This window comes from Pseudoalteromonas sp. M8 (assembly GCF_018141365.1).
Taxonomy (GTDB): Bacteria; Pseudomonadota; Gammaproteobacteria; order Enterobacterales; family Alteromonadaceae; genus Pseudoalteromonas.
This window is the reverse complement of the sequence record NZ_CP047240.1, coordinates 2674635-2698688: the sequence shown is the minus strand read 5'-3', so window position 1 is coordinate 2698688 and position 24054 is coordinate 2674635. Positions and strand designations below refer to the sequence as shown.

19 protein-coding genes, 1 tRNA gene and 1 pseudogene are annotated in these 24054 nt (G+C 43.4%); 14 read left to right on the top strand and 7 right to left on the bottom strand.

Features of this window, described 5'->3' with window-relative positions; translation table 11 throughout:
* Positions 1 to 57: 57 nt before the first annotated feature.
* The gene (locus tag GSF13_RS16825) at positions 58 to 1629 is read right to left on the bottom strand and encodes a cation:proton antiporter family protein (RefSeq protein ID WP_010605089.1); all 1572 of its coding nucleotides are present in this window, start codon (positions 1627 to 1629) and stop codon (positions 58 to 60) included.
* Positions 1630 to 1760: 131 nt separating this feature from the next.
* Between GSF13_RS16825 and GSF13_RS16820 the strand changes: the two genes are divergently transcribed.
* Together GSF13_RS16820 and GSF13_RS16815 are read left to right on the top strand one after the other, a co-directional pair.
* Complete coding sequence (locus GSF13_RS16820; RefSeq protein WP_010605088.1) at positions 1761 to 2504, top strand: sporulation protein; 744 nt, start codon at positions 1761 to 1763, stop codon at positions 2502 to 2504.
* 106 nt (positions 2505 to 2610) lie between these two features.
* The gene (locus GSF13_RS16815; RefSeq protein ID WP_211866436.1) at positions 2611 to 3057 is read left to right on the top strand and encodes a GNAT family N-acetyltransferase; all 447 of its coding nucleotides are present in this window, start codon (positions 2611 to 2613) and stop codon (positions 3055 to 3057) included.
* A 35-nt stretch (positions 3058 to 3092) separates the two neighbouring features.
* Here the strand turns inward: GSF13_RS16815 and GSF13_RS16810 are convergent, their stop codons facing one another.
* From GSF13_RS16810 to GSF13_RS16795, 4 genes are all read right to left on the bottom strand, one after another.
* Positions 3093 to 4439, bottom strand: a complete 1347-nt coding sequence (locus GSF13_RS16810) for a sodium-dependent transporter (RefSeq protein WP_102057009.1) — start codon at positions 4437 to 4439, stop codon at positions 3093 to 3095.
* Positions 4440 to 4661: 222 nt separating this feature from the next.
* On the bottom strand, positions 4662 to 5948 hold the full coding sequence (locus GSF13_RS16805; protein ID WP_174168691.1) for a HAMP domain-containing sensor histidine kinase: 1287 nt from the start codon (positions 5946 to 5948) through the stop codon (positions 4662 to 4664).
* Positions 5949 to 5969: 21 nt separating this feature from the next.
* Positions 5970 to 6677: a response regulator gene (locus GSF13_RS16800; RefSeq protein ID WP_010605084.1), complete on the bottom strand. Its 708-nt coding sequence runs from the start codon at positions 6675 to 6677 to the stop codon at positions 5970 to 5972.
* Between the two features lie 119 nt (positions 6678 to 6796).
* A complete protein-coding gene (locus GSF13_RS16795) occupies positions 6797 to 7600 on the bottom strand; it encodes a hypothetical protein (protein WP_010605083.1) in 804 nt (267 codons plus the stop codon).
* A 98-nt stretch (positions 7601 to 7698) separates the two neighbouring features.
* Here GSF13_RS16795 and GSF13_RS16790 point away from each other — a divergent pair, with 98 nt between their 5' ends.
* Positions 7699 to 8946, top strand: a complete 1248-nt coding sequence (locus GSF13_RS16790; RefSeq protein WP_211866434.1) for a serine hydrolase domain-containing protein — start codon at positions 7699 to 7701, stop codon at positions 8944 to 8946.
* Here the strand turns inward: GSF13_RS16790 and yhbY are convergent.
* Complete coding sequence (yhbY, locus tag GSF13_RS16785) at positions 8943 to 9239, bottom strand: ribosome assembly RNA-binding protein YhbY (RefSeq protein ID WP_010373854.1); 297 nt, start codon at positions 9237 to 9239, stop codon at positions 8943 to 8945. The two genes, GSF13_RS16790 and yhbY, sit on opposite strands and share 4 nt — an antisense overlap.
* Before the next feature lie 86 nt (positions 9240 to 9325).
* On the opposite strand from yhbY, the gene rlmE reads away from it, so the two are divergent.
* The 9 genes from rlmE to GSF13_RS16740 all read left to right on the top strand — a co-directional run bounded on the left by rlmE (position 9326) and on the right by GSF13_RS16740 (position 19046).
* Positions 9326 to 9955: a 23S rRNA (uridine(2552)-2'-O)-methyltransferase RlmE gene (gene rlmE / locus GSF13_RS16780; RefSeq protein ID WP_010605081.1), complete on the top strand. Its 630-nt coding sequence runs from the start codon at positions 9326 to 9328 to the stop codon at positions 9953 to 9955.
* Between the two features lie 67 nt (positions 9956 to 10022).
* On the top strand, positions 10023 to 11975 hold the full coding sequence (gene ftsH / locus GSF13_RS16775; protein ID WP_010605080.1) for an ATP-dependent zinc metalloprotease FtsH: 1953 nt from the start codon (positions 10023 to 10025) through the stop codon (positions 11973 to 11975).
* A gap of 147 nt (positions 11976 to 12122) precedes the next feature.
* A complete protein-coding gene (gene folP, locus GSF13_RS16770; RefSeq protein WP_211866432.1) occupies positions 12123 to 12968 on the top strand; it encodes a dihydropteroate synthase in 846 nt (281 codons plus the stop codon).
* Complete coding sequence (gene glmM, locus GSF13_RS16765) at positions 12965 to 14305, top strand: phosphoglucosamine mutase (RefSeq protein ID WP_010373858.1); 1341 nt, start codon at positions 12965 to 12967, stop codon at positions 14303 to 14305. Before folP ends, glmM begins: the two co-directional genes overlap by 4 nt.
* A gap of 79 nt (positions 14306 to 14384) precedes the next feature.
* The gene (tpiA, locus tag GSF13_RS16760; protein WP_206470976.1) at positions 14385 to 15125 is read left to right on the top strand and encodes a triose-phosphate isomerase; all 741 of its coding nucleotides are present in this window, start codon (positions 14385 to 14387) and stop codon (positions 15123 to 15125) included.
* 4 nt (positions 15126 to 15129) lie between these two features.
* On the top strand, positions 15130 to 15477 hold the full coding sequence (secG, locus tag GSF13_RS16755; RefSeq protein WP_010373860.1) for a preprotein translocase subunit SecG: 348 nt from the start codon (positions 15130 to 15132) through the stop codon (positions 15475 to 15477).
* A gap of 23 nt (positions 15478 to 15500) precedes the next feature.
* Positions 15501 to 15585, top strand: a tRNA-Leu gene (locus GSF13_RS16750).
* A 488-nt stretch (positions 15586 to 16073) separates the two neighbouring features.
* On the top strand, positions 16074 to 18317 hold the full coding sequence (locus GSF13_RS16745; protein ID WP_174168693.1) for a TonB-dependent receptor: 2244 nt from the start codon (positions 16074 to 16076) through the stop codon (positions 18315 to 18317).
* Positions 18318 to 18641: 324 nt separating this feature from the next.
* The gene (locus tag GSF13_RS16740; protein ID WP_010373862.1) at positions 18642 to 19046 is read left to right on the top strand and encodes a PaaI family thioesterase; all 405 of its coding nucleotides are present in this window, start codon (positions 18642 to 18644) and stop codon (positions 19044 to 19046) included.
* A gap of 109 nt (positions 19047 to 19155) precedes the next feature.
* On the opposite strand, the pseudogene GSF13_RS16735 reads toward GSF13_RS16740, so the two are convergent.
* A pseudogene (locus GSF13_RS16735) lies at positions 19156 to 21407 on the bottom strand (TonB-dependent receptor).
* A gap of 253 nt (positions 21408 to 21660) precedes the next feature.
* On the opposite strand from GSF13_RS16735, the gene GSF13_RS16730 reads away from it, so the two are divergent.
* A complete protein-coding gene (locus GSF13_RS16730; RefSeq protein WP_010605074.1) occupies positions 21661 to 22662 on the top strand; it encodes a substrate-binding domain-containing protein in 1002 nt (333 codons plus the stop codon).
* Between the two features lie 129 nt (positions 22663 to 22791).
* Positions 22792 to 24054 carry an MFS transporter gene (locus GSF13_RS16725; protein WP_211866430.1) on the top strand — a complete coding sequence of 421 codons (1263 nt, stop codon included), beginning with the start codon at positions 22792 to 22794 and terminating at the stop codon, positions 24052 to 24054.

Below are 24054 nucleotides of genomic sequence, written 5' to 3'. Positions count from 1 at the left end.
ATCTGAATATGAAAATAGTTCTCAGTACCAATTATGATACTGAGAACCAATACTAATTTAAGTAAATAATTTCTCTTTTACGTGTTCTGCAAAGCCACTACCCGCTTCTAAATAGAAGTTGTAGGTAGAATTCACACCCATTTCTTCTAATTCTTTCTGTTGATCTGGGTAGTTTGCAATGGCGGTAACTTGGCCGTTGTAGCCTGATGCTTTGAGCTGCTCGAGTGCATAAATATTCTGCATATGTTTAGGCATCGCGAGCATAACCATTTCTACTTCAGAATGATTTACACGCTGCCAAAAATCAGGGTCGGTTGCGTCAGCAGTTAATACCCTGCGCCCTCGGGAAACATGTTTTTCAACTACTTCAGGCTTAATATCTACACCAGCAACGGTATCTGGGAAGCTGGCCTGTATTGTTTCGTAAGCACCCGTTCCAATCCTTCCCATACCAAATATAACGATCTTGGTGTCGGTAAGATTTACCGGAAGCTCTTCTTCTAAACGGTCTTGGTTCTCAAACTTTAATAACCAAGGCTCTAATTTAACGTAGACCTCGTTCGAGCGTTTGTTGAGCGGAGACGCGATCACAAAAGTAATAGAAACAGCAATAGCAACTACTGCTAGCCAGTCAGGAGCAACCGCACCAGAAGCAGATGCAACGGCACACACGATAAGACCAAACTCGCTATAGTTAGTGAGTGTGAAAGCGCTCAATAGCGATGTACGAGCACGCAATTTGAACATATTGGTGAAGAGATAATAAAGTGAGACTTTAATCGGTAGAACAATTACCAGTAGAATCGCTATTAAAAGTGCGTCCAGTGTAATCGTGGCATTCAGACCAATATTCAAGAAAAAACCAACAAGCAAGATGTCTTTTACATTCAATAGTGATTTTGATAACTCACCGGCTTTTTTATGTGGGGCGAAAATCATACCCATGATCAGCGCACCGAGATCACCTTTTAGGCCCGCAAATTCAAAGGCATGATAACCTGCGACTAACGCAAAAAAGAAGCCAAAAAGAGGGAGTAGCTCACCATGCTTTGAGCGGCTTAATACCCAAAACATAGCTGGACGTACAAGCGGTAGCACCACAAGCAGTGCCAGTGCCCAAATATTGGGTACTTTGCCCGTACTGACGGCGAGAAAGATAACCGCAAAGATATCTTGCATAACCAAAATACCGATTGAGATTTTACCGTGAAGACTTGCCATTTCACCACGTTCTTCTAGCACTTTTACCGCAAAAACGGTACTGGAAAAGCTAAATGCAAAACCAACCAATAAAGCGCTTTGCCAGTCTAGATCAGTAAATAAAGGTAGGCTCATCGCCCCTAGCATCAACAACAGGCTAGCGAAAAACGCCGTACTGGTAATAATGTGCATACTCGCAGGCGCCCAAACCTGAGGCTTTATCAGGTTACCAACTCGTAATTTTAAACCTATGCTAAAAAGCAGCAGCGTTACACCAAGATCTGCAAGTTGAGTAAGTAAATCTGTGGTTTTATGGCCAAGTAGATTTAAGACAAAGCCCGCCATCAAAAAACCAATCAAAGGAGGAAGCTTTAATTGATAAACAGAAAATCCGCATGCAAATGCGACAGCAAAATAGAGCAGTTCCATAACTTTAAATTTTTATCCAAGATATGAGCAGTGTACCAAAACCTCCTGATATATAAATTATAAATTTTCGCTGACAAGTTGGAAAAAATATGGTTATGATGCAGGTAAGGACATACCGGACAGGAGACGTAATGTTTAAGAAGATCCTAGCATCTGTCGGTATCGGTGCGGCAAAAGTAGACACTGTATTGGAAACAGAGCATTTGCACCCGGGACAGAAATTTCAAGCGCAAATTGTAGTAAAAGGCGGTGACGTTAGCCAAGAAGTAACAGGTTTAGAACTTGCGCTAATGACAAGAGTTAAGGTTGAAGGGGAAGACGGAGAATATTTTAGTAATCATGTTATTGACCGTTGGCGTGTAGGTAATAATTTCACGATAGGCCCAGGCGAAGAAAAAGTTATTCCTTTTGAAGCTCGACTTCATTCAGAAACACCAATCACAGAAATCAATGCGGGCTTCAACCGCTGTCATGTTTGGATTGAAACTGGCTTAGACATTGATTTAGCAATCGATCCGTCAGACAAAGATGCTTTACACATTTATCCAAATGAAGCAGTGAAAGCATGTATGACAGCGATGGAGCGTTTAGGCTTCCATTTAGTGAAAGCGGATGTAGAAAAGGGCTATTTACGAGCGTCTGAGTTTCAGTCTGTTTCTGGTTGTTACCAAGAACTAGAATACCGACCAAACTCACGTGCATTATTTGGACTACAAGAAGTTGAGCTTTCGTTTGTACCTGAAGCACATCGAACTCATGTACTGATAGAGTTGGACAGAGCGTTTCGAGGGGATGGATACGTCGATCTCACAATTGAGCACGATCACGTCAATATCTCTCAATTGTGCGATCAGTTGGAGCGGCTGTTCTCATAATCACTTAATTTACTCTAAAACGCCCAGCTTTGTCTGGGCGTTTTTGTTTTAAGCATAACGATAACAATCAGTCTTAATAAAGCTAATTGGTATGACAGAGAAGAAAATGAATTGGAAAATTAGAAGTTATGATGCGCTCACTAAAGATGAGCTTTTTGAGATTTTAAAGCTAAGGGTTGATGTATTCGTTGTGGAACAGGCATGTCCCTATCCAGAAATTGACGATACCGATAGGGCGCCTGAAACTCAACATCTGTTTTTGGTCAAAGATGAACAAATTTTAGCGTATGCACGTTGTTATAGAAAATCCGCAACTACTGCGTCCATAGGCCGTGTTATTGTTTCGCCAACGCTGCGAGGACAGGGCGTTGCACATGATCTTATGCATCGTGCGATTGCTTGTTGTGAAACGGAGATTACTCATGAGAATCTAGTTATTTCTGCGCAGTGTTATCTAGACAAGTTTTATACGGGGCTCGGCTTTGTGAAGCAAGGTGAAGATTATCTAGAAGATGGGATCCCGCATCAGGATATGTTATTTGTGAAAAAGTAAAAGAGGCTATGCGTAGCCTCTTTTTATGAGCGAAATTATAGTGAATTTAAAAATACCGCAGCAATGGCAATTGGACAAACGAAGCGGATGTACCAAGGCCATACTTTCCAAAAGAAACTACTGCCAACTTCCGGGCATCCTGATTCAATTTCTTTAAGCAGTTTTGCTCTGTGCCAAATCCAACCGACAAATACACAGCACAGCATGCCAAGTAGTGGCTGACCAAACTTCGTTGTCAGGCTAACAATAAAACCGAACAGCGTCTCGATGTTTACCAAAATGGTGAAGCTCACGGCTGTTACCAAGGTGCCGATGATCCAGGTGGCCTGTACTCTGCCTAGTGCAAAACGTTCAACAGCATAGGAAACAGGCGCTTCTAACATCGAAATAGACGAGGTGAGTGCGGCAATACTCATCAGAGCAAAGAAAGCGAAGCTTACCACCAGGCCAATGCTACCCATGCTATCAAACAATGCTGGCAATACCTGAAACACTAAGGTGTCTTCATTTAGCAGTGAGCCGTCAGCTGCAAAAATCTCTACGCCTTGCGCTTGCGCGACATACATGGCGGGAATGATAAGTAAGCCGGCAACGAATGCGATAAAAACGTCAATTAAGGTAACCATTGCACCAAGTGAAACTAGATTCTCTTTTTTACTTATGTATGAGCCGTAAATGATCATCACGCTGGTACCGAGCGAAAGCGAGAAAAATGCTTGCCCTAGGGCATCAACGAGTAACTGTGGATTAAGCACAGAAGAAAAGTCAGGAACAAGATACACCTTAAGACCTTCAACGGCACCTTCTTGGGTTAATACATACGCAATTAACGAGAATAAAATACCGATAAGTGCGGGCATCAAACGCTTTGACCACTTTTCTATCCCGTTTTCTACGCCTTTACTAATAATGAGCACGGTGAGTGCAATAAAGGCGGCTGTAAAGACGATGTTGCGTGACATAGAGGAATCAGCAAGCCAAGATTGCACTTGAGTCATTGAGGCAACTTCCGCGATGGGCTCAAGTGTTGCGCTAAACATCCACCCTGCCACGATTGCATAAAAACTTAAAATAAGACCCGCACAAATGATACCGCCGAACCCGACAACAAAAGCAAGTTTACTTTGCCATGCTGTATTTGTTAGTTTGCGCAGTGAAGATACGGCATTTGCTTGGCCGTGACGACCAATGACGAGTTCTGCCATTAGTGCTGGATAGGCAAGACAAAAAGCCAAAACCAGATAAACTAAAACAAACGCAGCACCACCATTGGATGCCGTTTGTGTTGGAAAGCCCCAAATGTTTCCCAAACCTACCGCCGACCCTGCGGCGGCCATAATAAAACCAAAGCGAGAGCTGAACTCTCCTCGGACATTGCTCATAATTATTATACTTCTCTAAAAATTTCTAACGGCGCTGACAATCTACTGTAATTAAAAAGAAATAAAAAGAGTAAATTACCTTGATTTAGCGCAAGTTTTAGCCTGATATTTAGCCGTAATTAAGTTGTTGCACTCAAAAATCAAAGCTTAGCTTATAAGCTAATGTTTTCACGATTATTTCTATATGAGATAAGTCACCGTGTAGCGACTTATTTACAATAATTATTTTTCTTTACAGGGTAGCGAAAGCACAAATTTTGCGCCACCTAATCGCTCTGACTGGTTTACGGTGGCTGTACCATGATGCCAATCCATGACTTTTGCAACGATTGCAAGGCCTAAGCCGTAGCTTTTACCTGCACGGTTGCGGTGAGTTTGCTCTTGAAAGAAAGGACTAAAGACTTTATCCCAATTTTGTCTCGCGATCCCAGGGCCATCGTCTTCAACGGTAATAATGAGCCAATGCTCGGTATGGTGTGCACTTAATAACACACTGGCAGTGGCAAAGTCACAGGCATTGCTGATCAAATTACTTATCGCTCTTGCAAGCCAATGTAAGTCGCCATGGATCATTAATTGTTCAGGAATTTCTACGCGACCAGACAACTGGTTCTTTTGTAGCTTTGGTTGCATTTGCTGCATTAGATCTTGACCATAGCGAGATAGAGTCGTTACTTCATGTTTGAGTAAATGAGACTTTTGTTCAAGCGTCGCAAAAGATAGATAGCTCGAGAGCATGTCCTCCATTTGATCTAAATCTTTTTCCATGCGTGCTAAATAATCGTGAATGGCATCGATATCACTTTCATCTAAAGCTGCATCTAAGCCAAACCTTAAACACGCAACAGGTGTCCGAATGTCATGAGAAAGACTGGAGGCCATTAGCTTATTCTCAGCCATCAACTTCTCTATTTGGCTTGCCATTCGATTAAAGGTATTTTCCAAGTCGCGGATATAGGTGAAATGATTGGGGGCGATGCGCGCGCTTAGGTTACCGCTGGCAAAGTGCTTTGCTGCAGTATTGAGAACGATCAAACGTTTAACTAACGGAGAGAGAATGAACCATAATATTGCGCAAATTCCACCGTAGAAAAATAATGTTAGCAATACGTCGTAATCAGCCTGTTCAACCTGAGGTTGCCATTCAAGTTCAACGTAGTCAGGCGCCATTTTAGGGGTTGTTTTTAGAAGGTATACATTCTCGTTTTCTATTACTAACCCATCAGGTTGTAACATCCGTTGCTTTAACTCGAGCGGCATGGCTAGCGTTTCGCCATCTTTATAGCTAATGTTGATGTCAAATTGTTTGGCAATCAAAGCCGTTGCGTCTTCTCGTTTTCCCTGTTCAATATCTGCAACTTGCTTGGCAAGACCTGTAATCAGTTTGCTTTGCCACTCAAAACTATCTTCTAAGGGAGCGGTTTGCTGATTATAGGTGTCGATCACCCAACCCAGAGCGAAGATCGAAATTAACGCACCAGCGAGTAAGTAGATATAGAGTTTTTTCACGATATTAGCTTGCGACCTTCATTACCAAGCTGATGGTACGAGTAGATACCCTTTACCCCACACCGTTTTAATTTTTTCTGGGTTTTGAGGATCATCATTAAACTTTTTACGTAGGGCAGAAATGAGCACATCGACGCTTCTGTCGAGGCCGTCATATTCTCTCCCTTTTGTCGCTTTAAAAACCGCATCGCGAGAGACAACTTCACCAGCGTGACTGGCTAAAAATTGCAGTAGTAGGTATTCGGCACTAGAGACGATGACTTCTTGACCTGCAACACTGACTTTGCGAGCTTGAGTGTCGATACATAAATGTCCCACCACGAGTTCGTGATTGGCAGCTTGATGATCTTGTGGTTTTTCTTGTGCAGCGCGAACATTCGCTTTTATACGAGCGAGTAAGGCGCGAGGACGCACAGGCTTGATTACATAATCGCTAGCGCCAACTTCCAAACCGATGACTTCATCCATTTCTTCATCTTTGGCTGTGAGCATAATAACAGGCTTGCTATAAAACTGACGTAAGTCACGGCATACGCTGATACCGTCCTTACCGGGGAGCATAAGGTCAAGTAAAACAAGGTCGGGGTCTAGTGACTTAACACGTTCAACGACTTCATCACCGCGGTAGCAGCAATGTGTTTTGTAACCTTGATTATCAAGATATTCAGCGACCCATTGCGCTAATGAAGTGTCATCTTCAACCAATAAGATTGTGCCGTATTGCTCCATGTCTTTACTCCGAACTTTTTATTTTTCTGCGTCGAGTATAATTCTAAAAGCGTCATTGTCTGTAAATAAGTGTAGCGCCAGCCTGCAGTTGACCTCTGTCAAACTGGCGAGTACTTATGTTACTTAACGTTTAGCTTTTCAATTAAACTCTCGGCCAAGTGTTTTTGCATATCCGCTGTTAGCGCTGATACTTCGGTTTGGGTACATGCACCAGCGGTTTTCTCGAGCGGCGAAACCGTTTTAGTTACCTTGTAAGGAGGAATATCAACGGGCTTTTCGCCACGTTGACGGCGCGCCTCGTCGGTATTTTGGGCCACAATAAACGACAGTACATCGTGCTCGTTTTCTATTTTTTCCACTTCAGTAAATGTGAATTGTAAAGGGATCCCTTGAAATCCAGCGCTATCTACTGATGATTTGGCAAACCAGACAACATCTGACGAAGCTTGGTGTGCTAGGCGCATACTGACTGAAGCCACAATATTAGTGCATTGAAATGCTGGCGAATTTTGAGCAAGTTCAGCAATATGTGGATGTGGGTTTCTTGGCCTATCCAGTGCGTACGTTTTATTGGCTGCAAATTCCAAATCAAGTTGATGAATTGTTAGCGTGTAGTTTGCGTTTTTAGCTGCAACAACTTTCAGGCCTTTTTTCTCAAGTAAAGCAACAATCTGCTTTCTCAGTGTATCAGTCAAGCTTACCTTATCGGCATTGATGTAGACTGTGTCACCTTGAGCAAGTGGGTGAGCGGGCAATTGCACTGATTTAATTCGTGCAGAATTAAGTTCGGTACTATAGCTGATTTGATAAACAGACTTTTTTAGTAGTGGCTTCTTAGGTACATCTAACTTTGGCGCTAATGGCGCTGTGGTGACACATCCAAAAAGTAGACTTGTACATAGAGCTGCTAGCACTAAACGCATTAAAATACCTCAATTAAACAGTTATTTTCTTATATTTAGTGAGTTCCGCCAATTCATCATGTTAGTATGGCGGGCGAGTGTTAATGAAATGAGTCATTATGAAGTCGCTAATTCTCACATTAGTTTGTTTTTTTTGCATTAGTTATCCAAAAATAACGATTGCAAAAACCCCAAACCAGCAATGGTCACAATTTTTAAAGAGCTATTCTAAGCAAGTCGAGCGCAAACTAAAAGAAAAATCGGTGCCCGGTGCTGCTTTATCCGTCGTGCATGTCGAGCACGGCAGCTACGCAGAAGGTTTTGGCAAGACAAAAAGTCGACAAGGAAGTGTGGTCAACGAACAAACTCGCTTTCGCTTGGCATCGGTTTCAAAAACGTTTGCAGGAAGTCTAACGGCTAAATTAGCGAGCGAAGGGTATTTTAATATTGACGATCGAGTGGCCAGCTACTTGCCGCAAGTCGCCAAAGGTGATTATAGCCAACTTAAGCTCTATCATTTGTTAAGTCACTCGAGTGGCTTAGTGCCCAATGCCTACGATAATTTAATCGAGTCTCGCATGGACTACCCACAAATTGTTGAGCGCTTACTGCAAGTCAAAGCGTTATGTCAGCCCGGTGAGTGTTATGGTTATCAAAATGTCATGTTTAGCTTGATTGGAGATGTTATCGAGCAGGCGACGAATATCAGTTACAAAACTTGGATGGAAGAGTTTGTTTTCGCGCCACTTAATATGCATGACGCCGGCCTTGGCTACGAGCAAATGACAAAAAATGATAATTTTGCATGGCCGCATGTCAGAGGGCGAAAGCGTTGGCATACCGCTAAATTAAAGCCGCATTACTATAAAGTACTCCCCGCAGCTGGTGTAAACGCTAGTGCTGCTGATATGGCGCAGTGGTTAAAAGCACAATTAGGTCTGTATCCAAGTGTTCTATCACCGGATGCTCTGAGTAAGCAATCAGTGCCGTATACGTTGACGAAACGAGAGCTACGCAGACGCGTTTGGCGTGGTTATGTAGAAGAAGCCTATTATGGACTTGGCTGGCGAATTTATCGTTACGATGGCAAATTGCTCTATTATCATAGTGGCTGGGTGCAAGGTTATCGTACCGATGTGGTGATTATTCCAGAGCTTGGTATTGGGTTTAGCCTACTGTTAAATGCAGAGAGTGGCATTATTAATCAGTTAACAAACGACTTTATTGTTGACGCATTGGCGCTTGAGAAGAAATTACTGCCTCAGGTGAGTGAGCAGGAAATTAAGAAAGTAAAAGCAGAAGAAGCGAGTTTATTACAAGAGATTGCGACGTCTTCTGGTGAAAACGTCGCAGACAACAAAGGTTAGTTACGAGGTAACTGGATCTTTTTGTCTTCGCTTTGGCGGTACAACACAATGATATGGCCAATGGTTTGTACTTTATGTGCATTTGTTTCACGAACAATTGCTTCAAAAATCAGTTTCTTAGTTTCACGATCATTGGTTGGTACTTTTACCTTGATAAGTTCGTGAATGTTCAGGTTTTGCTCAATTTCAGCCATGACGCCTTCGGTTAGGCCGTTTGCGCCTAGAAGAACAACTGGGTTTAAAGAATGAGCTAGCCCTTTTAGGAACTGCTTTTGTTTATTTGATAAGGTCATATTGATACAATCTTATTTATTAAAAGGCTTGAATTATCGATATTCTAACGCCATCTAGACAATATTACTAATGAGTTGTAGTTAATATGGCAAATAAAAAACATTCCGCCAGTTCGAAACGTTGGTTAAAAGAACACGTAGAAGACCCGTATGTGCATGAAGCCCAAAAACGTGGCTATCGTTCACGAGCGGTTTTTAAGCTGGAAGAAGTCCAGCAAAAGGATAAATTGATCCGTAAAGGAATGACGGTAGTTGATTTAGGGGCTGCTCCGGGGAGCTGGTCGCAGTATCTCGCAGAGCAGGTAGATATTGGCGGACAAGTTATTGCTTGTGATATCTTACCGATGGACTCATTAGCGGGTGTCGATTTCCTTCAGGGAGACTTCAGAGAAGAAGCGGTATTAAATGCATTATTGGATAGAATAAACGGCAAGAATGTTGATGTAGTTTTTTCTGATATGGCACCAAATATGAGCGGAAATATGTCAACCGATCAATCTGGCAGTATGTATCTGGTCGAGCTAGCATTAGATATGTGCCATCAAGTGCTAAAACCAAACGGTGCATTTGCGGTTAAAGTTTTCCAAGGAGAAGGCTTTGATCAATTTGTACAAGAGGTACGTAATTGTTTTAAGGTCGTAAAGATCCGTAAACCAAAAGCGTCTCGTCCTCGTTCACGCGAAGTATATGTAGTGGCGACGGGCTACAAACTGTAGTACAGTTGGAAAGCATCAAGTTGAATTTGAATTTTTTTGGATACAAGAGGTTAACTCCTTGAGCGATATGGCTAAAAATCTAATACTCTGGTTAGTGATTGCAGTAGTGCTAATGACTGTGTTCCAGAGCTTTAACGGTGGCGAACAATATGATCGCCAAACGAGTTACACACAATTTGTAAAGGATGTGCGCAATGGCTCTGTAAGAGAAGTCAGTATTGATCGTCAAACAGGCGTAATTAGCGGCGTTCGTTCAAGTGGTGATCGTTTTCAAACAGTAATTCCATTAACTGATTTGGATTTGGTTAATGACTTACTTAAGAACGACGTAAACATCAAAGGCGTTGCACCTGAAGAGCAATCTTTCCTTGCAAACATCTTTATTTCTTGGTTCCCAATGCTTTTGCTTATTGGGGTATGGATTTTCTTCATGCGTCAAATGCAAGGCGGTGGCGGCAAAGGCGCAATGTCGTTTGGTAAAAGTAAAGCTCGATTAATGAGCGAAGACCAAGTTAAGACAACATTTGCAGACGTCGCTGGTTGTGACGAAGCGAAAGAAGATGTTACTGAGCTAGTCGACTTTTTGCGTGACCCGTCAAAGTTCCAAAAGTTGGGCGGTAGCATTCCGAAGGGCGTGTTGATGGTTGGTCCTCCAGGTACGGGTAAAACCTTACTTGCTAAAGCCGTTGCTGGTGAAGCAAAAGTACCATTCTTTACCATTTCCGGTTCTGACTTCGTAGAAATGTTTGTTGGTGTTGGTGCATCTCGTGTTCGTGACATGTTTGAACAGGCAAAAAAAGCTGCGCCTTGTATCATCTTTATCGATGAAATCGACGCGGTAGGCCGTAAACGTGGCGCTGGTATGGGCGGTGGTCACGATGAGCGTGAGCAAACACTTAACCAAATGCTTGTAGAAATGGACGGCTTTGAGGGTAACGAAGGTATTATCGTTATCGCAGCTACTAACCGTCCTGATGTACTAGATCCTGCATTATTACGTCCTGGCCGTTTCGACCGCCAAGTCGTGGTTGGTCTTCCGGATATTCGTGGTCGTGAACAAATCTTAAACGTTCACATGCGCAAAGTGCCATTAGACGATAATGTTGAAGCGTCTGTAATTGCACGTGGTACGCCGGGCTTTTCTGGTGCTGACTTAGCTAACCTTGTGAATGAAGCCGCACTGTTTGCCGCTCGGGGCAACAAGCGTAAGGTAAGTATGGCGGAATTTGACGCCGCGAAAGATAAAATCATGATGGGTGCTGAGCGTAAGTCCATGGTGATGAGCGAGCAAGAAAAGGAAATGACGGCATATCACGAAGCTGGTCACGCGATTGTTGGTCGTTTAGTGCCTGAACATGACCCAGTATATAAAGTGTCGATTATTCCACGTGGTCGCGCATTAGGTGTAACAATGTACTTACCAGAGCAAGACCGCGTAAGTCACTCTAAGCAACACCTAGAATCTATGCTTTCGAGTTTATACGGTGGTCGTATCGCTGAAGCGCTGATTTACGGCGATGACAAAGTAACGACAGGCGCGAGCAACGATATTGAGCGCGCAACCGATATTGCTAAGAAAATGGTTACTCAGTGGGGCTTAAGTCCGAAACTTGGTCCACAGATGTACTTAGAAGAGCAAGGCGAAATGTACATGGGTGGTGGTTCTCACCGTATGTCAGGTATGTCGGATGAAACCGCCAAGCTTATTGATGCTGAAATTAAAGATTTCATTGATCGCAACTACCAACGTGCGGAGCAAATCCTAAAAGATAATATGGATATTCTTCACACGATGAAAGATGCGTTGATGAAATACGAAACGATTGATGCATTGCAGATTGATGATCTAATGGAGCGTCGTGATGTTCGTCCACCAAGGGATGCACATGACATTAAGCCAGAGAAAAAAGTAGAATCTGCAAAAGTAACAGACATAAAACCTGAGCCTAAAGCTGAAAAACCAGCAGAAGAGCAGTCAAACGACACATCATCAAACTCAGAACTTGATGACAAATCGTAAGATTAGGTAGAATACGACAGCCCCGAGCAATCGGGGCTTTTTTGTATCAGTTGATATAAGTTTTATGACATTCGATGTGAGAACTTAAATCAACTGCTATAAGCCTTTCGTTATCACCAAACTTAGACTACAGAAAATAGGTATAGAATGTACGAGTTACGTTTACCCAAAGGGCGCACCCTTAGTTTAGATAAGCCTCAGGTAATGGGGATTTTAAATGTTACTCCCGACTCATTTTCTGACGGTGGACATTTTACTCACCTTGATAGTGCGATCGAGCAAGCAAATTTAATGCTTTCACAAGGCGCTACCATCTTAGACATAGGTGGAGAGTCCACTCGTCCCGGCGCGCCAGACGTCCAATTAGAAGAAGAATTACAGCGCGTGATACCGGTTATTAAAGCAATTCGCACACACTCTAACTGTGTGATTTCGGTAGATACCAGTAAAGCCGAGGTGATGAAACAAGCAATAGAGGCAGGCGCTGATATCATTAATGATGTTCGAGCGTTGCAAGAGCCAGAAGCGCTCGAAGTCGCAGCTCAATACAGTGATGTACCAATTTGTTTAATGCATATGCAAGGTCAACCTCGCTCAATGCAAAATAACCCTCACTATGATGACTTATTTTCAGACATCAGTCAGTTTTTCGAAGCTAGGATCAGTGCGTGCAAGCAAGCCAGGATTGATACCAATCGGCTGATTTTAGATCCTGGTTTTGGCTTCGGTAAATCTCTAGAGCATAACTTTCAGATATTAGGAGGGTTGGACAAGTTTCACGCTTTCAATTTGCCTATTCTGACAGGCCTCTCTAGAAAGTCCATGTTTGGACAACTACTCACTCGGGAAACGCATGAGCGTGTAGCTGCGAGTCTAGCCGGTGCACTGATATGTGCGCAGAAAGGCGCGCACATAATTCGTGTTCATGACGTAAAAGAAACAAGCGACGCGCTTAATGTATGGCTAGCGTCGGTCAATGGAGTTACTCAATGACAACAAGAAAGTACTTCGGTACGGATGGTGTAAGGGGCATGGTGGGCGAGTTCCCAATTACGCCTGAGTTTGCAATGAAACTAGGCTGGGCGGCTGGAAAAGTGCTGTCTGAGCGTGGTACCAAAAAGGTAATTATTGGCAAAGATACCCGCATTTCTGGCTACCTTCTTGAAACCGCGTTAGAGGCTGGGTTAATTGCCGCGGGGATCAATGTGATTTTATTGGGGCCTATGCCGACACCTGCTGTTGCTTACTTGACGCAAACGTTCAGAGCTGAGGCTGGTATTGTGATCAGTGCATCTCATAATCCATACCATGACAATGGCATCAAGTTTTTTGGTGGCGATGGTAAAAAGCTCCCTGACGAGGTGGAACTTGCAATAGAAGCAAAGCTGGATGAACCGATGACGTGTGTAGCGTCTGAAAAGCTCGGTAAAGCTAAGCGTCTAGAAAGTGCGGATGGTCGCTATATCGAATTTTGTAAAGGCCAGTTTCCTAAAGAGCTATCGCTTGAAGGGTTGAAAGTGGTATTGGACTGCGCAAATGGCGCGACTTATCACATTGCGCCAAGCGTAATGCGTGAATTAGGTGCGGATGTGATCACAACCGCATGTGAACCGAATGGTGTTAACATCAACGAAAAATGCGGTGCAACGCATGTCGAAGCGTTGAAAAAAGCCGTGCTTGAACATCAAGCGGATGTTGGTATTGCTTATGATGGTGATGGTGATCGAGTCATGATGGTCGATCACGACGGTCATGTATTTGATGGTGATGACATCGTCTATATTATCGCTTGTCAAGCTCATGCCGATGGCACATTAGGTGGCGGTGTTGTAGGTACGGTAATGTCTAACATGGGGCTCGAAAACGCCCTTAAATCACGCGGAATTGCGTTTGAGCGTAGTAAGGTCGGTGACCGCTATGTAATGGAGCTTCTTGGTGAGAAAGGCTGGAAAATCGGCGGCGAAAGTTCAGGTCACGTTTTAAATCTGGATCTGATCAGCACCGGTGATGGCATTGTCTCTAGCTTACAAGTGCTTGCTGCCATGGTTGCGCAGAATAAAACATTAAAAGATTTGGGTGAAGGTTTTAGCAAATACCCAATGAAGATGATTAATGTGCGCTATAGCACTAAAGATGATCCAACCGAGCAAGACGCTGTTAAAGCGGTTGTCGCTGAAGTTGAAACTCAGCTTGCCGGAAAGGGCAGAGTGCTATTGCGTAAATCTGGTACAGAGCCTGTGGTTCGCGTCATGGTTGAAGCTCAGCAACAGAAGCAAGTTATCGATTTTGCCCAAAAAATCGCTGAAGTTGTTGAATCTGTGAGCAATTAAACCAAAAGTTAAATTTATTTCTTGTAACTTCGGGTGAGTAGAGTTAGTATCTCACCCGCTTTCTACTGCGGAGTATCGTATGACAACTAGAAAGCAAATTGTTGCTGGTAACTGGAAAATGAATGGCTCTAAAGCCCTTGTTGACCAAATATCAGAAGCAGTAAGCAATCAAACATTTCAAGCAGATGTAATTGTTTTTCCTCCTGCCATGCTCATTGAGCAAGCAGCAAGTAAAGGGCTTACTGTCGGAACTCAAACTGTTTCGGAATATAAAGAAGGCGCATATACTGGAGAAATTCAGGCGTCCCTAGCAAAATCGCTAGGTGCAACATATACCTTAGTTGGTCACTCAGAGCGGCGAGCTATTTACGGCGAAAGCGATGAAGATGTTGCGAACAAATTTGCACATGCTCAAGAACAAGGTTTGACACCAATCTTATGTGTTGGTGAAACCGAAGAAGAAAGAGAAAATGGGCAGACAGAGCAAGTGGTTGCTAGGCAAATAAACGCAGTTATCACCAAATTAGGTGTAGCAGCGCTAACAAACTCTGTGATAGCATACGAACCTGTTTGGGCTATTGGTACTGGTAAAACAGCATCTCCTGAGCAAGCGCAAGCAGTACACAAATTTATACGTGATTTGCTTTCAGACAATGACAAGCAAATTGCACAATCACTGCAGCTCCTTTACGGTGGCAGTGTTAATGAACAGAACAGTGAATTGTTATTCGCACAAGACGATATAGACGGTGGACTTATAGGTGGCGCAAGCCTAAAACCTGAGAGTTTCGCAGCTATATGCAGAAGTGCAAAAGGATAAGTAAATGTACGAAATTCTAATGGTTGTTTACTTAATTGTGGCATTAGCATTAATTGGTATGGTGTTAATTCAACAAGGTAAAGGCGCAGATATGGGCTCTTCGTTTGGTGCAGGTGCATCGGCGACAGTTTTCGGCTCATCAGGCGCAGGTAACTTTATGACCAAGACAACAACAATCTTAGCAACGATATTCTTTGTACTAAGTATTGTTCTAGGTAACCTAACTACGGGTCAGATTAAAAAGACTAATGAGTGGGAAAACTTAGAGGCACCAGCTGCTGCAACAACAGTTCCAGCAACAAATGATGTGCCAGCGACAGAAGAAAATCCAGCTTCTGACGTACCTAATTAATCATTAGGAAATACACTGAATTTGCGAATGTGGTGGAATTGGTAGACACGCCATCTTGAGGGGGTGGTGGCTTCGGCCGTGGGGGTTCAAGTCCCCCCATTCGCACCAAATAAAAAAACCAGCTTAGGCTGGTTTTTTTTCGTCTGCCGTTTGCCACTAAGCCTAATACCAATTAGTCTTATCATTCACAGCTTCGCTAATAGAAGCTATTTCAAACAAACTAAAACCACGGCAAAAACCTAGGCTGAAGTTTCACTTTAGTAACATATAATCCTACTATCTAGTATAATCAATTGTTCTGTAACGATTTTTTATTAAAATTAATTTTCTAATATTGGTTTTATTATGGTTACAAAAACCCTAAAAGTAATTTTTATTAAATAAATATTTCAATTTACTCTGGTTGTGACTATAATACCCCTCCAGAGGAAAGAGATGCCCCTAGTGCATCTTTTTTTATGCCCAAAATTTGTAGTGTTTAAGTCTATTTAGATTTAACGGATTACTGGGCTAGAGGTAATGACACTTAGCTTGTTACTTCTCTAGTTGCGACCTCTCGCAACTAGCACACACACGGTGATTCCTTTGGAGATTATATGATTACAGTTTTACCTCGCCTTGGTTTATCTGCGATTTCAGCTGCAGTGTTAGCAGCAGTAGCCCTTCCTAGTACAGCATTGGCTGAACAAGCTAATGTAGAGCAAGAAAAACAAGTTTTTGAAAAAATAGAAGTGACTGCTCGTAAACGTACTGAAAGCTTGTTCGAAACGCCTACTGCGATTACTTCTATCGGTGCTAGTGATATTGATAAAGCCAATATCAGCAATCTAGACGATATTGGTAAGTTCGTTCCAAACTTAAATATTACTCGCTATGGTGTAGGTAACGCTGCACATGCTTCTGTATTTATCCGTGGTATTGGTCTACAAGACCATGTGATCACAACGGACCCAGGTGTTGGTGTTTACGTTGATGGCGTATACCTTGGCCGTCAAATGGGTTCTAACCTTTCACTGCCCAATGTTGAACGCGTAGAGGTACTACGTGGTCCACAAGGTACACTGTACGGCCGTAACACATTAGGCGGTGCGGTAAATGTGATCACTAAACAACCTGGCGCTGAAGAAGTTGCACGCGTTGAAGCTAAAATAGGTTCTCGCGGTCGTTTAGCGACTGACCTGTATACAAGCCAGACGTTAACAGACACACTGAGCTTTTCTGCAAGTGCTTCTTATAAAGAGCGCGACGGTGTAGGTAAAGCAATCAACTTAGCAAATCCTGAAAAGGAAATCGGCGAAGAGCAAGAGTTTAGTGGCCGTTTAGCACTTAGATGGCAAGCAACGAATGATTTAGTTGTCACCGCTGCATTTGACGGCGTTGAGAACGAGTCTGGTCAATCACCGTATACTATTGAATTAACAGGTCCACTTGACTCAAATGACCCTTTCAATGGTGACTTCCCATTGCTAGATGAGTCTATGTTGCCAAACAATCCTGATGATTTGGCAACAACGGTTGCTGGCATTGAAAGCACAGATTATTCTGGTTGGGGTGGGTCAGTGACTGCTGATTGGCAAGCAAGTGATGTTTACTCTGTTAAATTTATCGCAAGCAAGCGTAGTTCTGAATATACCGGTGGCCTAGATGACGATGCGGTAGCACTTAATCTATCTGAATTCCCAGAAGAGGGCGGTGCAGATCAGTACTCATTTGAACTACAACTAAACGGTACTTATGACTCTTGGGATTTTGTATCGGGTCTTTATTACTTTAACGAAGACGGTTTTACCAGCTCTGGTCCGTTCGTATTTAGCCCGTGGAACACGCCAAATGGCTTATTAAACGATGGTCAGACTGCTTCTTTTGGTGACTACGGTTACTTTGATATCAACCAAGAAACCGATGCCTATGCGGCATACATAAATGCAAGCTTTGACGTGACTGAGCTGTTCAGCATAGGTGGTGGTTTACGTTACTCTGAAGACAAAAAAGAGGCAAACGCACTATTCCCAAGCTTTGGTGCTCGTAAATATGTAAGCGCAGACTTTGACGAAGTGACGTGGGACGTGAATGCGTCATACCAGTTAACTCGTGACATCAATGTTTACGCGCAGGTCCAAAAAGGGTACCAAAGTGGCGGCTTCCCACCACGTCCATTTGGTGGTCCAGATCAATTCGCTGCGTTTGATGAAACTAAAGCGATTAACTACGAAATCGGTTTCAAAGGCCAAGTGCATGACAACGTATCTATGATGGTTGCTGCATTTGTAACGGATTACACCGATCTGGCGTTACCTTTCAACGACCCGACTGCTGGCGGTGGTTTCGTCACTATCGTGGAAAATGCAGGTGAGTCGAAAGCACAAGGTATTGAACTTGAAACGACAATCGCAATTACTGATGATTTCTCAGTACGCAGCTCAATCGGTTACCTAGACTCAGAAATTACCCATGTTGATGAAGGTGTTATTGGTATTGGTAAAGGCGATGCGCCAGCACTCACACCTCGATGGACTGTGATGGTGGCACCATCTTACTTCCATGACTTAGAGCATGGTGCAACGATTGCAGTTAACGCAAGCTACTCGTACCGCTCAGACATGCAAGGTCAGTCTGTAACACGAGCAAGCGAGCATATTGATTCTCGCGAATTGTTAGGCTTTAACATCTCATACACCAACGCTGAAGGTGATATGGAAGTAACGCTATACGGTGAAAACGTGCTAAACGAAGTGTACGATGTAGGTCGTCTACAGCAAAGTGGCTTTGTTGGTGTCATGCGCAGCAATGACCGCAGTGAGTTTGGTATTAAGTTCAAAAAAGAGTTCTGGTTAGATTAATCCAACCCTAGCTTGAATATAGAAAAAGTCGTTTAGTTTCTAGCTAAGCGGCTTTTTTATTGTAGCTACCCCGTCCTAAATTATGTGGCAACATTTCAAACTCATTCAGAATACGTAAAATAATTGATATAGCTGCTTGTTTACATTGTAGTTGACCTATGGGAGTTTAGTGATAGGCGGTATTTCTAGCCCAGTTTTTAGTCGTGTTGAGCTAATCATATTGCGGTTTTAATTAACTATGATTGTTTACTATAACGTGAAGACTATTCGCGACGTCGAGTCTATTTGAGCGTTGATATTTTAAATATAATTAAGGAGAAGAAGTTGAGCAATACTATGTTAGAGGAAGGAAAGGAGATCCTAGCACAGCAGTCTTTTAGTTTGTTGTTGGGCGCTGAGTTGGAGGTGTTTGAGGTTGGCGTTGCTGAGTTAAGTCTCGCTATTCGGGATGATCTTAAACAAAACTATGGTTTTGCACATGGCGGCGTGGTTAGCTATCTAGCTGATAATTGTATTACTTTTGCTGGTGCATCGGTGCTGGGCAGCTGTGTTACCTCAGAGTATAAAGTGAATTATGTTAGACCCGCTATTGGCGATAAGCTAATTGCGAAGTCAACCGTGTTGTATTCGGGTAAACGTCAGGCGACATGCGAATGTAAGGTATATGCGCAAAGCGGTGACGAAGAAAAGTTGGTGGCGGTTTCTCTTGGCACAATAACTAAGGTTTAGGGTAGCAGGCGGTGTTCTGAAGTGTATTTGATTAGGTCTTTTTAGCGCTACCAGCCTCAGGTATTTGATATAAGCGGGCAGCGCTATGTTAAACGCTTAGTTACAGCAACTAGAACGTATACGCAACGCTAAACTTTACACTCCTTGGCATGATATAGCGGCCGTTAGGTGAATCTGGGTTACGTGGATCCCCCTCGGTGATCCCTTGTTTATCAGTAAGATTATCTACCGCTAGTTGTAATTTTACGCCCTCTGTTGGCTCTACGATAAGGCCAATATCAAGCTTTTCGTAGCCCTCTAACACGACAGTATTTTCATTATCGCCAAAACGGTCATCTACAGCTGAGAGTGTGCCATACAAGGTGGCATACATACCTGACATTTCAAAGTCGTAGCTTGGTGTAACGCGCAGCATCCAATCTGGTTGGCGCTGTGCTTTATTTCCCTCATTTGTTGGGCTTTCGGTAATTTCAGTGTCTTGCCAAGTGGCATTCAAGTTTATCGATAAACCCGATTCATGGTTGTAGCTGTAATCAAGTTCTACACCGGTTGCTTCATTGGTTAGAATTTCCGCAGGTATACCTGGGCGTCTTACAAACGTGTCGCCTTTTACTTCGTTGGTAAATAAAGTAACAAAGAGGTCGCCGGTTTCACCCATATATTTATAGCCAAGCTCAGCTTGTGTGACTTCTTTAATCAGCGACTCGCCCGATTCATAGGTGCTATAGTTGTCTCTGAAGTCGTCGAAATAAGGCATTTTGTAGCCTTTGTTCATACGCACAAAAACACCTGAATCTAAGCTCAAACTATAGTCAGCGCCTAAGGTCCATGAAGTCTTGCGCTCATCATAGTCAACCGCTTTTGTGATCACTCCGTCTAAATCTTCATCTACAGAGTATTCTACCTCGTGCCGCTCACTACGCAGGCCTAAGTCTAATTTAAGCGCTTCAGTAGCTTGGTAACTATGAGTGGTATAAACTGCCCATGTCGTGGCATCACCAGAACTGTTAATGTCGTAGTTGAAGGCGCAACCGGCAACATCGCTATTACACGCGATACCATTCAATGCTTCGCCACCTTGTTCCAAAACGTGGTAGGCGGTATTGCCTAAGCTCCACCAGTCTTTTGCAGAAGTAGTTGCTGTATAAATACCAAAGGCACTTGACCAATCACCAAAGGTTTTGCTTAAGGCTAAGTCATTGGTGAAAGCTTCGATATCTTTTAATACAACCCAGCGACCATATTGTTGTACCATGGTATCACCCGCGTATTCATCGCCCGTGACGCTACCTGTTGCGGTTTCACCATTGTCCGCCACTTCACTTAAACGCATGGCACTGCCAGCAGGCACAAGGCCTAGTGTATTTGCATCGCCTTGCGTTAAGCTAAAGCGGTCATTTAACTGCCAACCATTTTTGAATTCTACTTTTAAGCTACCTCCAGAAACATGGCCTTTCCAGCCGCGACCATCACCCATATCTACGCTCATCGGTGCATTTGCATCACCGACATAAATAATAGCTTTGCGATTATTCGTTCCCAGCTGAGTAAAGCCCGCATCCACACCCTCAACATTAAGTGGGGTTGGCAGATACCATGCACCTCTGTCATCAGTTTGACGGGTATAAAGGTTAAATTCACCATCAGCAAACTCTTTGGTTAGGTTTATGGTAAATTGATGGCCTTTTTCTGAGGTAAAGCCCGCATCACGGATCCCAGAAGAGCGTTTGATATAGCCGCCAACCATGTAGTAAAGATCATTGGAGATCTCACCACTTAACACGCCGTCAATGCGGTTAAGACCATAGTCTGTGGTGGTATATTTAAACGTCCCTTCGGTGTCGGCTTGGCCGCGTTTAAGTTGAAAGTTAGTTGTTAAGCCCGGCTGACCATTAGACACCACGGGGTTTGGTCCACCACGCAGGCCTTCCATCATACTGATGGTTTCATCGAGTCTGAAAATCGAGGTGTTTTCTAAAAATGAGAGCGTTGGCGCGGGATATATAGGACTACCTTGCAAACTAACCGTTAAGAATGGTGCATCCCCACCGCCTGGAAAGCCGCGAACAAAAACGTTGGCACCGGATTCACCTCCTGAACTTTCAACCCAGATCCCAGGCACCGCTTTAAGCAAGTCAGCGGTACTTTTGGGGCGAGCTTATCAATTTGCACGGCATCGATGTTAGTCACAGCAAAGCTTGCATCAATTTTTCTGATCCCTGCGCCACCAGGTGTACCTGACACAATGATGGTTTCTACTTTTTCTTTGTTATTGTTCGGTTGTTGTTCAGCCTGAGCTGATGCGCTTAACGCAAGCGTTATAGCTGCAGCGATCAAGCTTAAGGAGTTAGTTTTTATCACGGCTAAAGCCCTCTTGTTGTTGTCATAGACTGGTATTTAACGACTGTCTATTTTTTAAAATAGATCTTAATGCAAACGTTTGCAATGATGTTGTTTAAAAATTTGTCATAAAATGATGGAAGGCGTTACAAATTTACAGTGATTGCTTATCTTTTCTGCTTGGTTAGGGTAGGAGATTCAATTAGTTATGGTTTAAGTATCAAAAAATTGTAAGAATAGCGATGTAATAACGTGTGCTAAGAAGGGGTTTGCGATGGGAACAACACAATTAAAGCTATCGGATCTAGCAAGGCTAGCTGGAGTCTCTACCTCCACAGCTTCCCGTGCACTCAATGATAACCCTCTGATAAAAAAGGAAACTCGAGAGCGCATTCAGGCGCTTGCAAAAGAGCATCACTTTAGCGTTAACGCGGCGGCTAGTCGCTTACGGATGCAAAAAACCAAAGTCATTGCCGTTATTATCAATCTCGAAGCCGAAACCAAACAATCCGTCGATGACCCATTTTTACTTAAAGTAGTGAGCGATATTAATCGTGCGGTGAACCGAAAAGGGTACGAGTTATTACTCTCTAATTCTTATATGGCAGGGGAAGACTGGCATGGTTATTTTATTTCTGGCCGTCGAGCCGATGGAGTTATCGTTGTCGGGCAAGGCAAGGAGCAAGCACGAATTGAACGTGCTGCAAGAGCTGGCACGCCGATCGTGGTATGGGGCGACCCTAAAACTTCTGCAAATTATCCTATCGTTGGTAGTGACAATTTTATTGGTGGCCTTAGCGCAACGGAGCACTTAATTGCCAAGGGAGCGTCTAAACTTCTATTTTTGGGCGATCCGGGCCATGCCGAACTCGGTGAGCGCTATCGCGGATTTTGCCATGCGGTGGAAAAAGCCAAGGTAGAAGCGCAAATGATTAAAATCGACATTACTTCAGAGGCTGCCTACGCGAGTATAAACGCTTTGTTGCGAGCACAAGGATTAACCTTTGATGGGATCTTTGCGTGTAGTGATATGGTCGCGCTTGGGGCACTAAAAGCGCTAAAAGAGCGTTACGTTAGCGTACCAAATGACGTACGAATAGTCGGATTTGACGACATAGCCATGGCACAGATCAGCTTCCCTGCGCTATCTACGATTAAACAAGACACCAATGCAGCGGCACAGTTATTGGTGGAAAAGCTGCTCTCTCAGCTAAGTGGTGAGACATGTGCTTCTCAAGAGGTTCCGTCCTCATTGGTGATCAGACAGTCTAGTTAAAGCAGCACAATATGCGATAACAATCATTAGCTTAAATTGTTTTGATGTGATTTAAAATGCAAACGATTGCAAAAATAAAAAAGTCTGTCTAGACTAAAAAGGAATCACAGTGTTTTAACGAGAATAACAATGAATCGAGCACGTATCATACTTGCCATGGCCGTTAGTTACTTCCTATTTGCTATTTTGCTCAATAGTGTAGGGACGGTCATCTTGCAGTCTATTCATAGCTTTGGCATTACAAAAGCGCAGGCCGCCACCTTAGAGGCATTTAAAGATCTTCCCATCGCCATCGTTTCATTTCTGGTTGCGTCGGTTATCCCTAGGGTCGGATTTAAAATCGCTTTGACCGCAGTGCTCGCGGGCGTGGCATTGATTTGCAGTATCACTCCTATGGTCGCTGAGTTTTGGATTCTTAAACTAGTATTTGCTTGCGTGGGTGCGGCATTTGCGGTGGTCAAAGTGACGGTTTATGCGCTCGTTGGCCAAGTCACTGAAGGAAGCAACCAACATTCAAGCCTGCTTAATTTTATTGAGGGCGTGTTTATGTTAGGGGTCCTCGGCGGTTATTGGATTTTTGCGGCGTTTATTGACAGCGGCGATAACTCTCTTGGCTGGTTAAACGTCTATTTCGTGTTAGCTGTGCTGAGCGCTTTCACCGCATTTATTGTTTGGATCTCCCCAATTGCAAAGCCAGAGCCAACGCAAGCCACCGAGTCTAGTGTCTTTGCATTTATAGCGATGTTAAAGCTTGTGGCTAAGCCCCTTGTGCTGGTATTTGTGATTTCCGCATTTTTATACGTATTGATAGAGCAGAGTATAGGCACTTGGCTGCCAACTTTTAATAATGAGATCTTGTCATTACCGGTGAATATTAGCGTGCAAATTACCAGTGTTTTTGCTGCTTGCTTAGCACTCGGTAGGCTCGGTGCCGGCGTTGTGCTCACCAAAGTACATTGGTATGTGGTGTTAAATGTTTGCCTTGCCGCTATGGCAGGGTTAGTGATTTTAACGTTACCGATGACTGAGGGTATTGAGAAAACGCTTATTTCTTCGTTATTTGACGCACCCCTTGTGGCTTTTCTCATGCCGCTGATCGGTCTTTTTATGGCGCCTATTTATCCAGTGATTAATTCGGTAATGCTAAGTAGTTTACCCACTACACAGCACGCGTCGATGACAGGGCTAATCGTTGTATTTTCAGCGCTGGGTGGTAGCACGGGTTCAATGATCACAGGTTTAGTATTTCAACATTTTGGTGGTCAACAAGCGTTTTATGGGGCACTTATTCCCATGCTGGTGATTGCAGTGTGTTTATATTTCTTTAAATCGATGAGTGAGTCTAGCCAATCAAATCATGCTCACACGCCAAGTCAACAAAAGGTGAGCTGA

What these genes read in the sequence shown, in the direction of transcription:
- GSF13_RS16825 (WP_010605089.1), bottom strand. Translation starts at nt 1,629, where the DNA reads ATGGAACTGCTCTATTTTGCTGTCGCATTTGCATGCGGATTTTCTGTT.
- GSF13_RS16820 (WP_010605088.1), top strand. Translation starts at nt 1,761, where the DNA reads ATGTTTAAGAAGATCCTAGCATCTGTCGGTATCGGTGCGGCAAAAGTA.
- GSF13_RS16815 (WP_211866436.1), top strand. Translation starts at nt 2,611, where the DNA reads ATGAATTGGAAAATTAGAAGTTATGATGCGCTCACTAAAGATGAGCTT.
- GSF13_RS16810 (WP_102057009.1), bottom strand. Translation starts at nt 4,439, where the DNA reads ATGAGCAATGTCCGAGGAGAGTTCAGCTCTCGCTTTGGTTTTATTATG.
- GSF13_RS16800 (WP_010605084.1), bottom strand. Translation starts at nt 6,677, where the DNA reads ATGGAGCAATACGGCACAATCTTATTGGTTGAAGATGACACTTCATTA.
- GSF13_RS16795 (WP_010605083.1), bottom strand. Translation starts at nt 7,600, where the DNA reads ATGCGTTTAGTGCTAGCAGCTCTATGTACAAGTCTACTTTTTGGATGT.
- GSF13_RS16790 (WP_211866434.1), top strand. Translation starts at nt 7,699, where the DNA reads ATGAAGTCGCTAATTCTCACATTAGTTTGTTTTTTTTGCATTAGTTAT.
- yhbY (WP_010373854.1), bottom strand. Translation starts at nt 9,239, where the DNA reads ATGACCTTATCAAATAAACAAAAGCAGTTCCTAAAAGGGCTAGCTCAT.
- rlmE (WP_010605081.1), top strand. Translation starts at nt 9,326, where the DNA reads ATGGCAAATAAAAAACATTCCGCCAGTTCGAAACGTTGGTTAAAAGAA.
- ftsH (WP_010605080.1), top strand. Translation starts at nt 10,023, where the DNA reads ATGGCTAAAAATCTAATACTCTGGTTAGTGATTGCAGTAGTGCTAATG.
- folP (WP_211866432.1), top strand. Translation starts at nt 12,123, where the DNA reads ATGTACGAGTTACGTTTACCCAAAGGGCGCACCCTTAGTTTAGATAAG.
- glmM (WP_010373858.1), top strand. Translation starts at nt 12,965, where the DNA reads ATGACAACAAGAAAGTACTTCGGTACGGATGGTGTAAGGGGCATGGTG.
- tpiA (WP_206470976.1), top strand. Translation starts at nt 14,385, where the DNA reads ATGACAACTAGAAAGCAAATTGTTGCTGGTAACTGGAAAATGAATGGC.
- secG (WP_010373860.1), top strand. Translation starts at nt 15,130, where the DNA reads ATGTACGAAATTCTAATGGTTGTTTACTTAATTGTGGCATTAGCATTA.
- GSF13_RS16745 (WP_174168693.1), top strand. Translation starts at nt 16,074, where the DNA reads ATGATTACAGTTTTACCTCGCCTTGGTTTATCTGCGATTTCAGCTGCA.
- GSF13_RS16730 (WP_010605074.1), top strand. Translation starts at nt 21,661, where the DNA reads ATGGGAACAACACAATTAAAGCTATCGGATCTAGCAAGGCTAGCTGGA.
- GSF13_RS16725 (WP_211866430.1), top strand. Translation starts at nt 22,792, where the DNA reads ATGAATCGAGCACGTATCATACTTGCCATGGCCGTTAGTTACTTCCTA.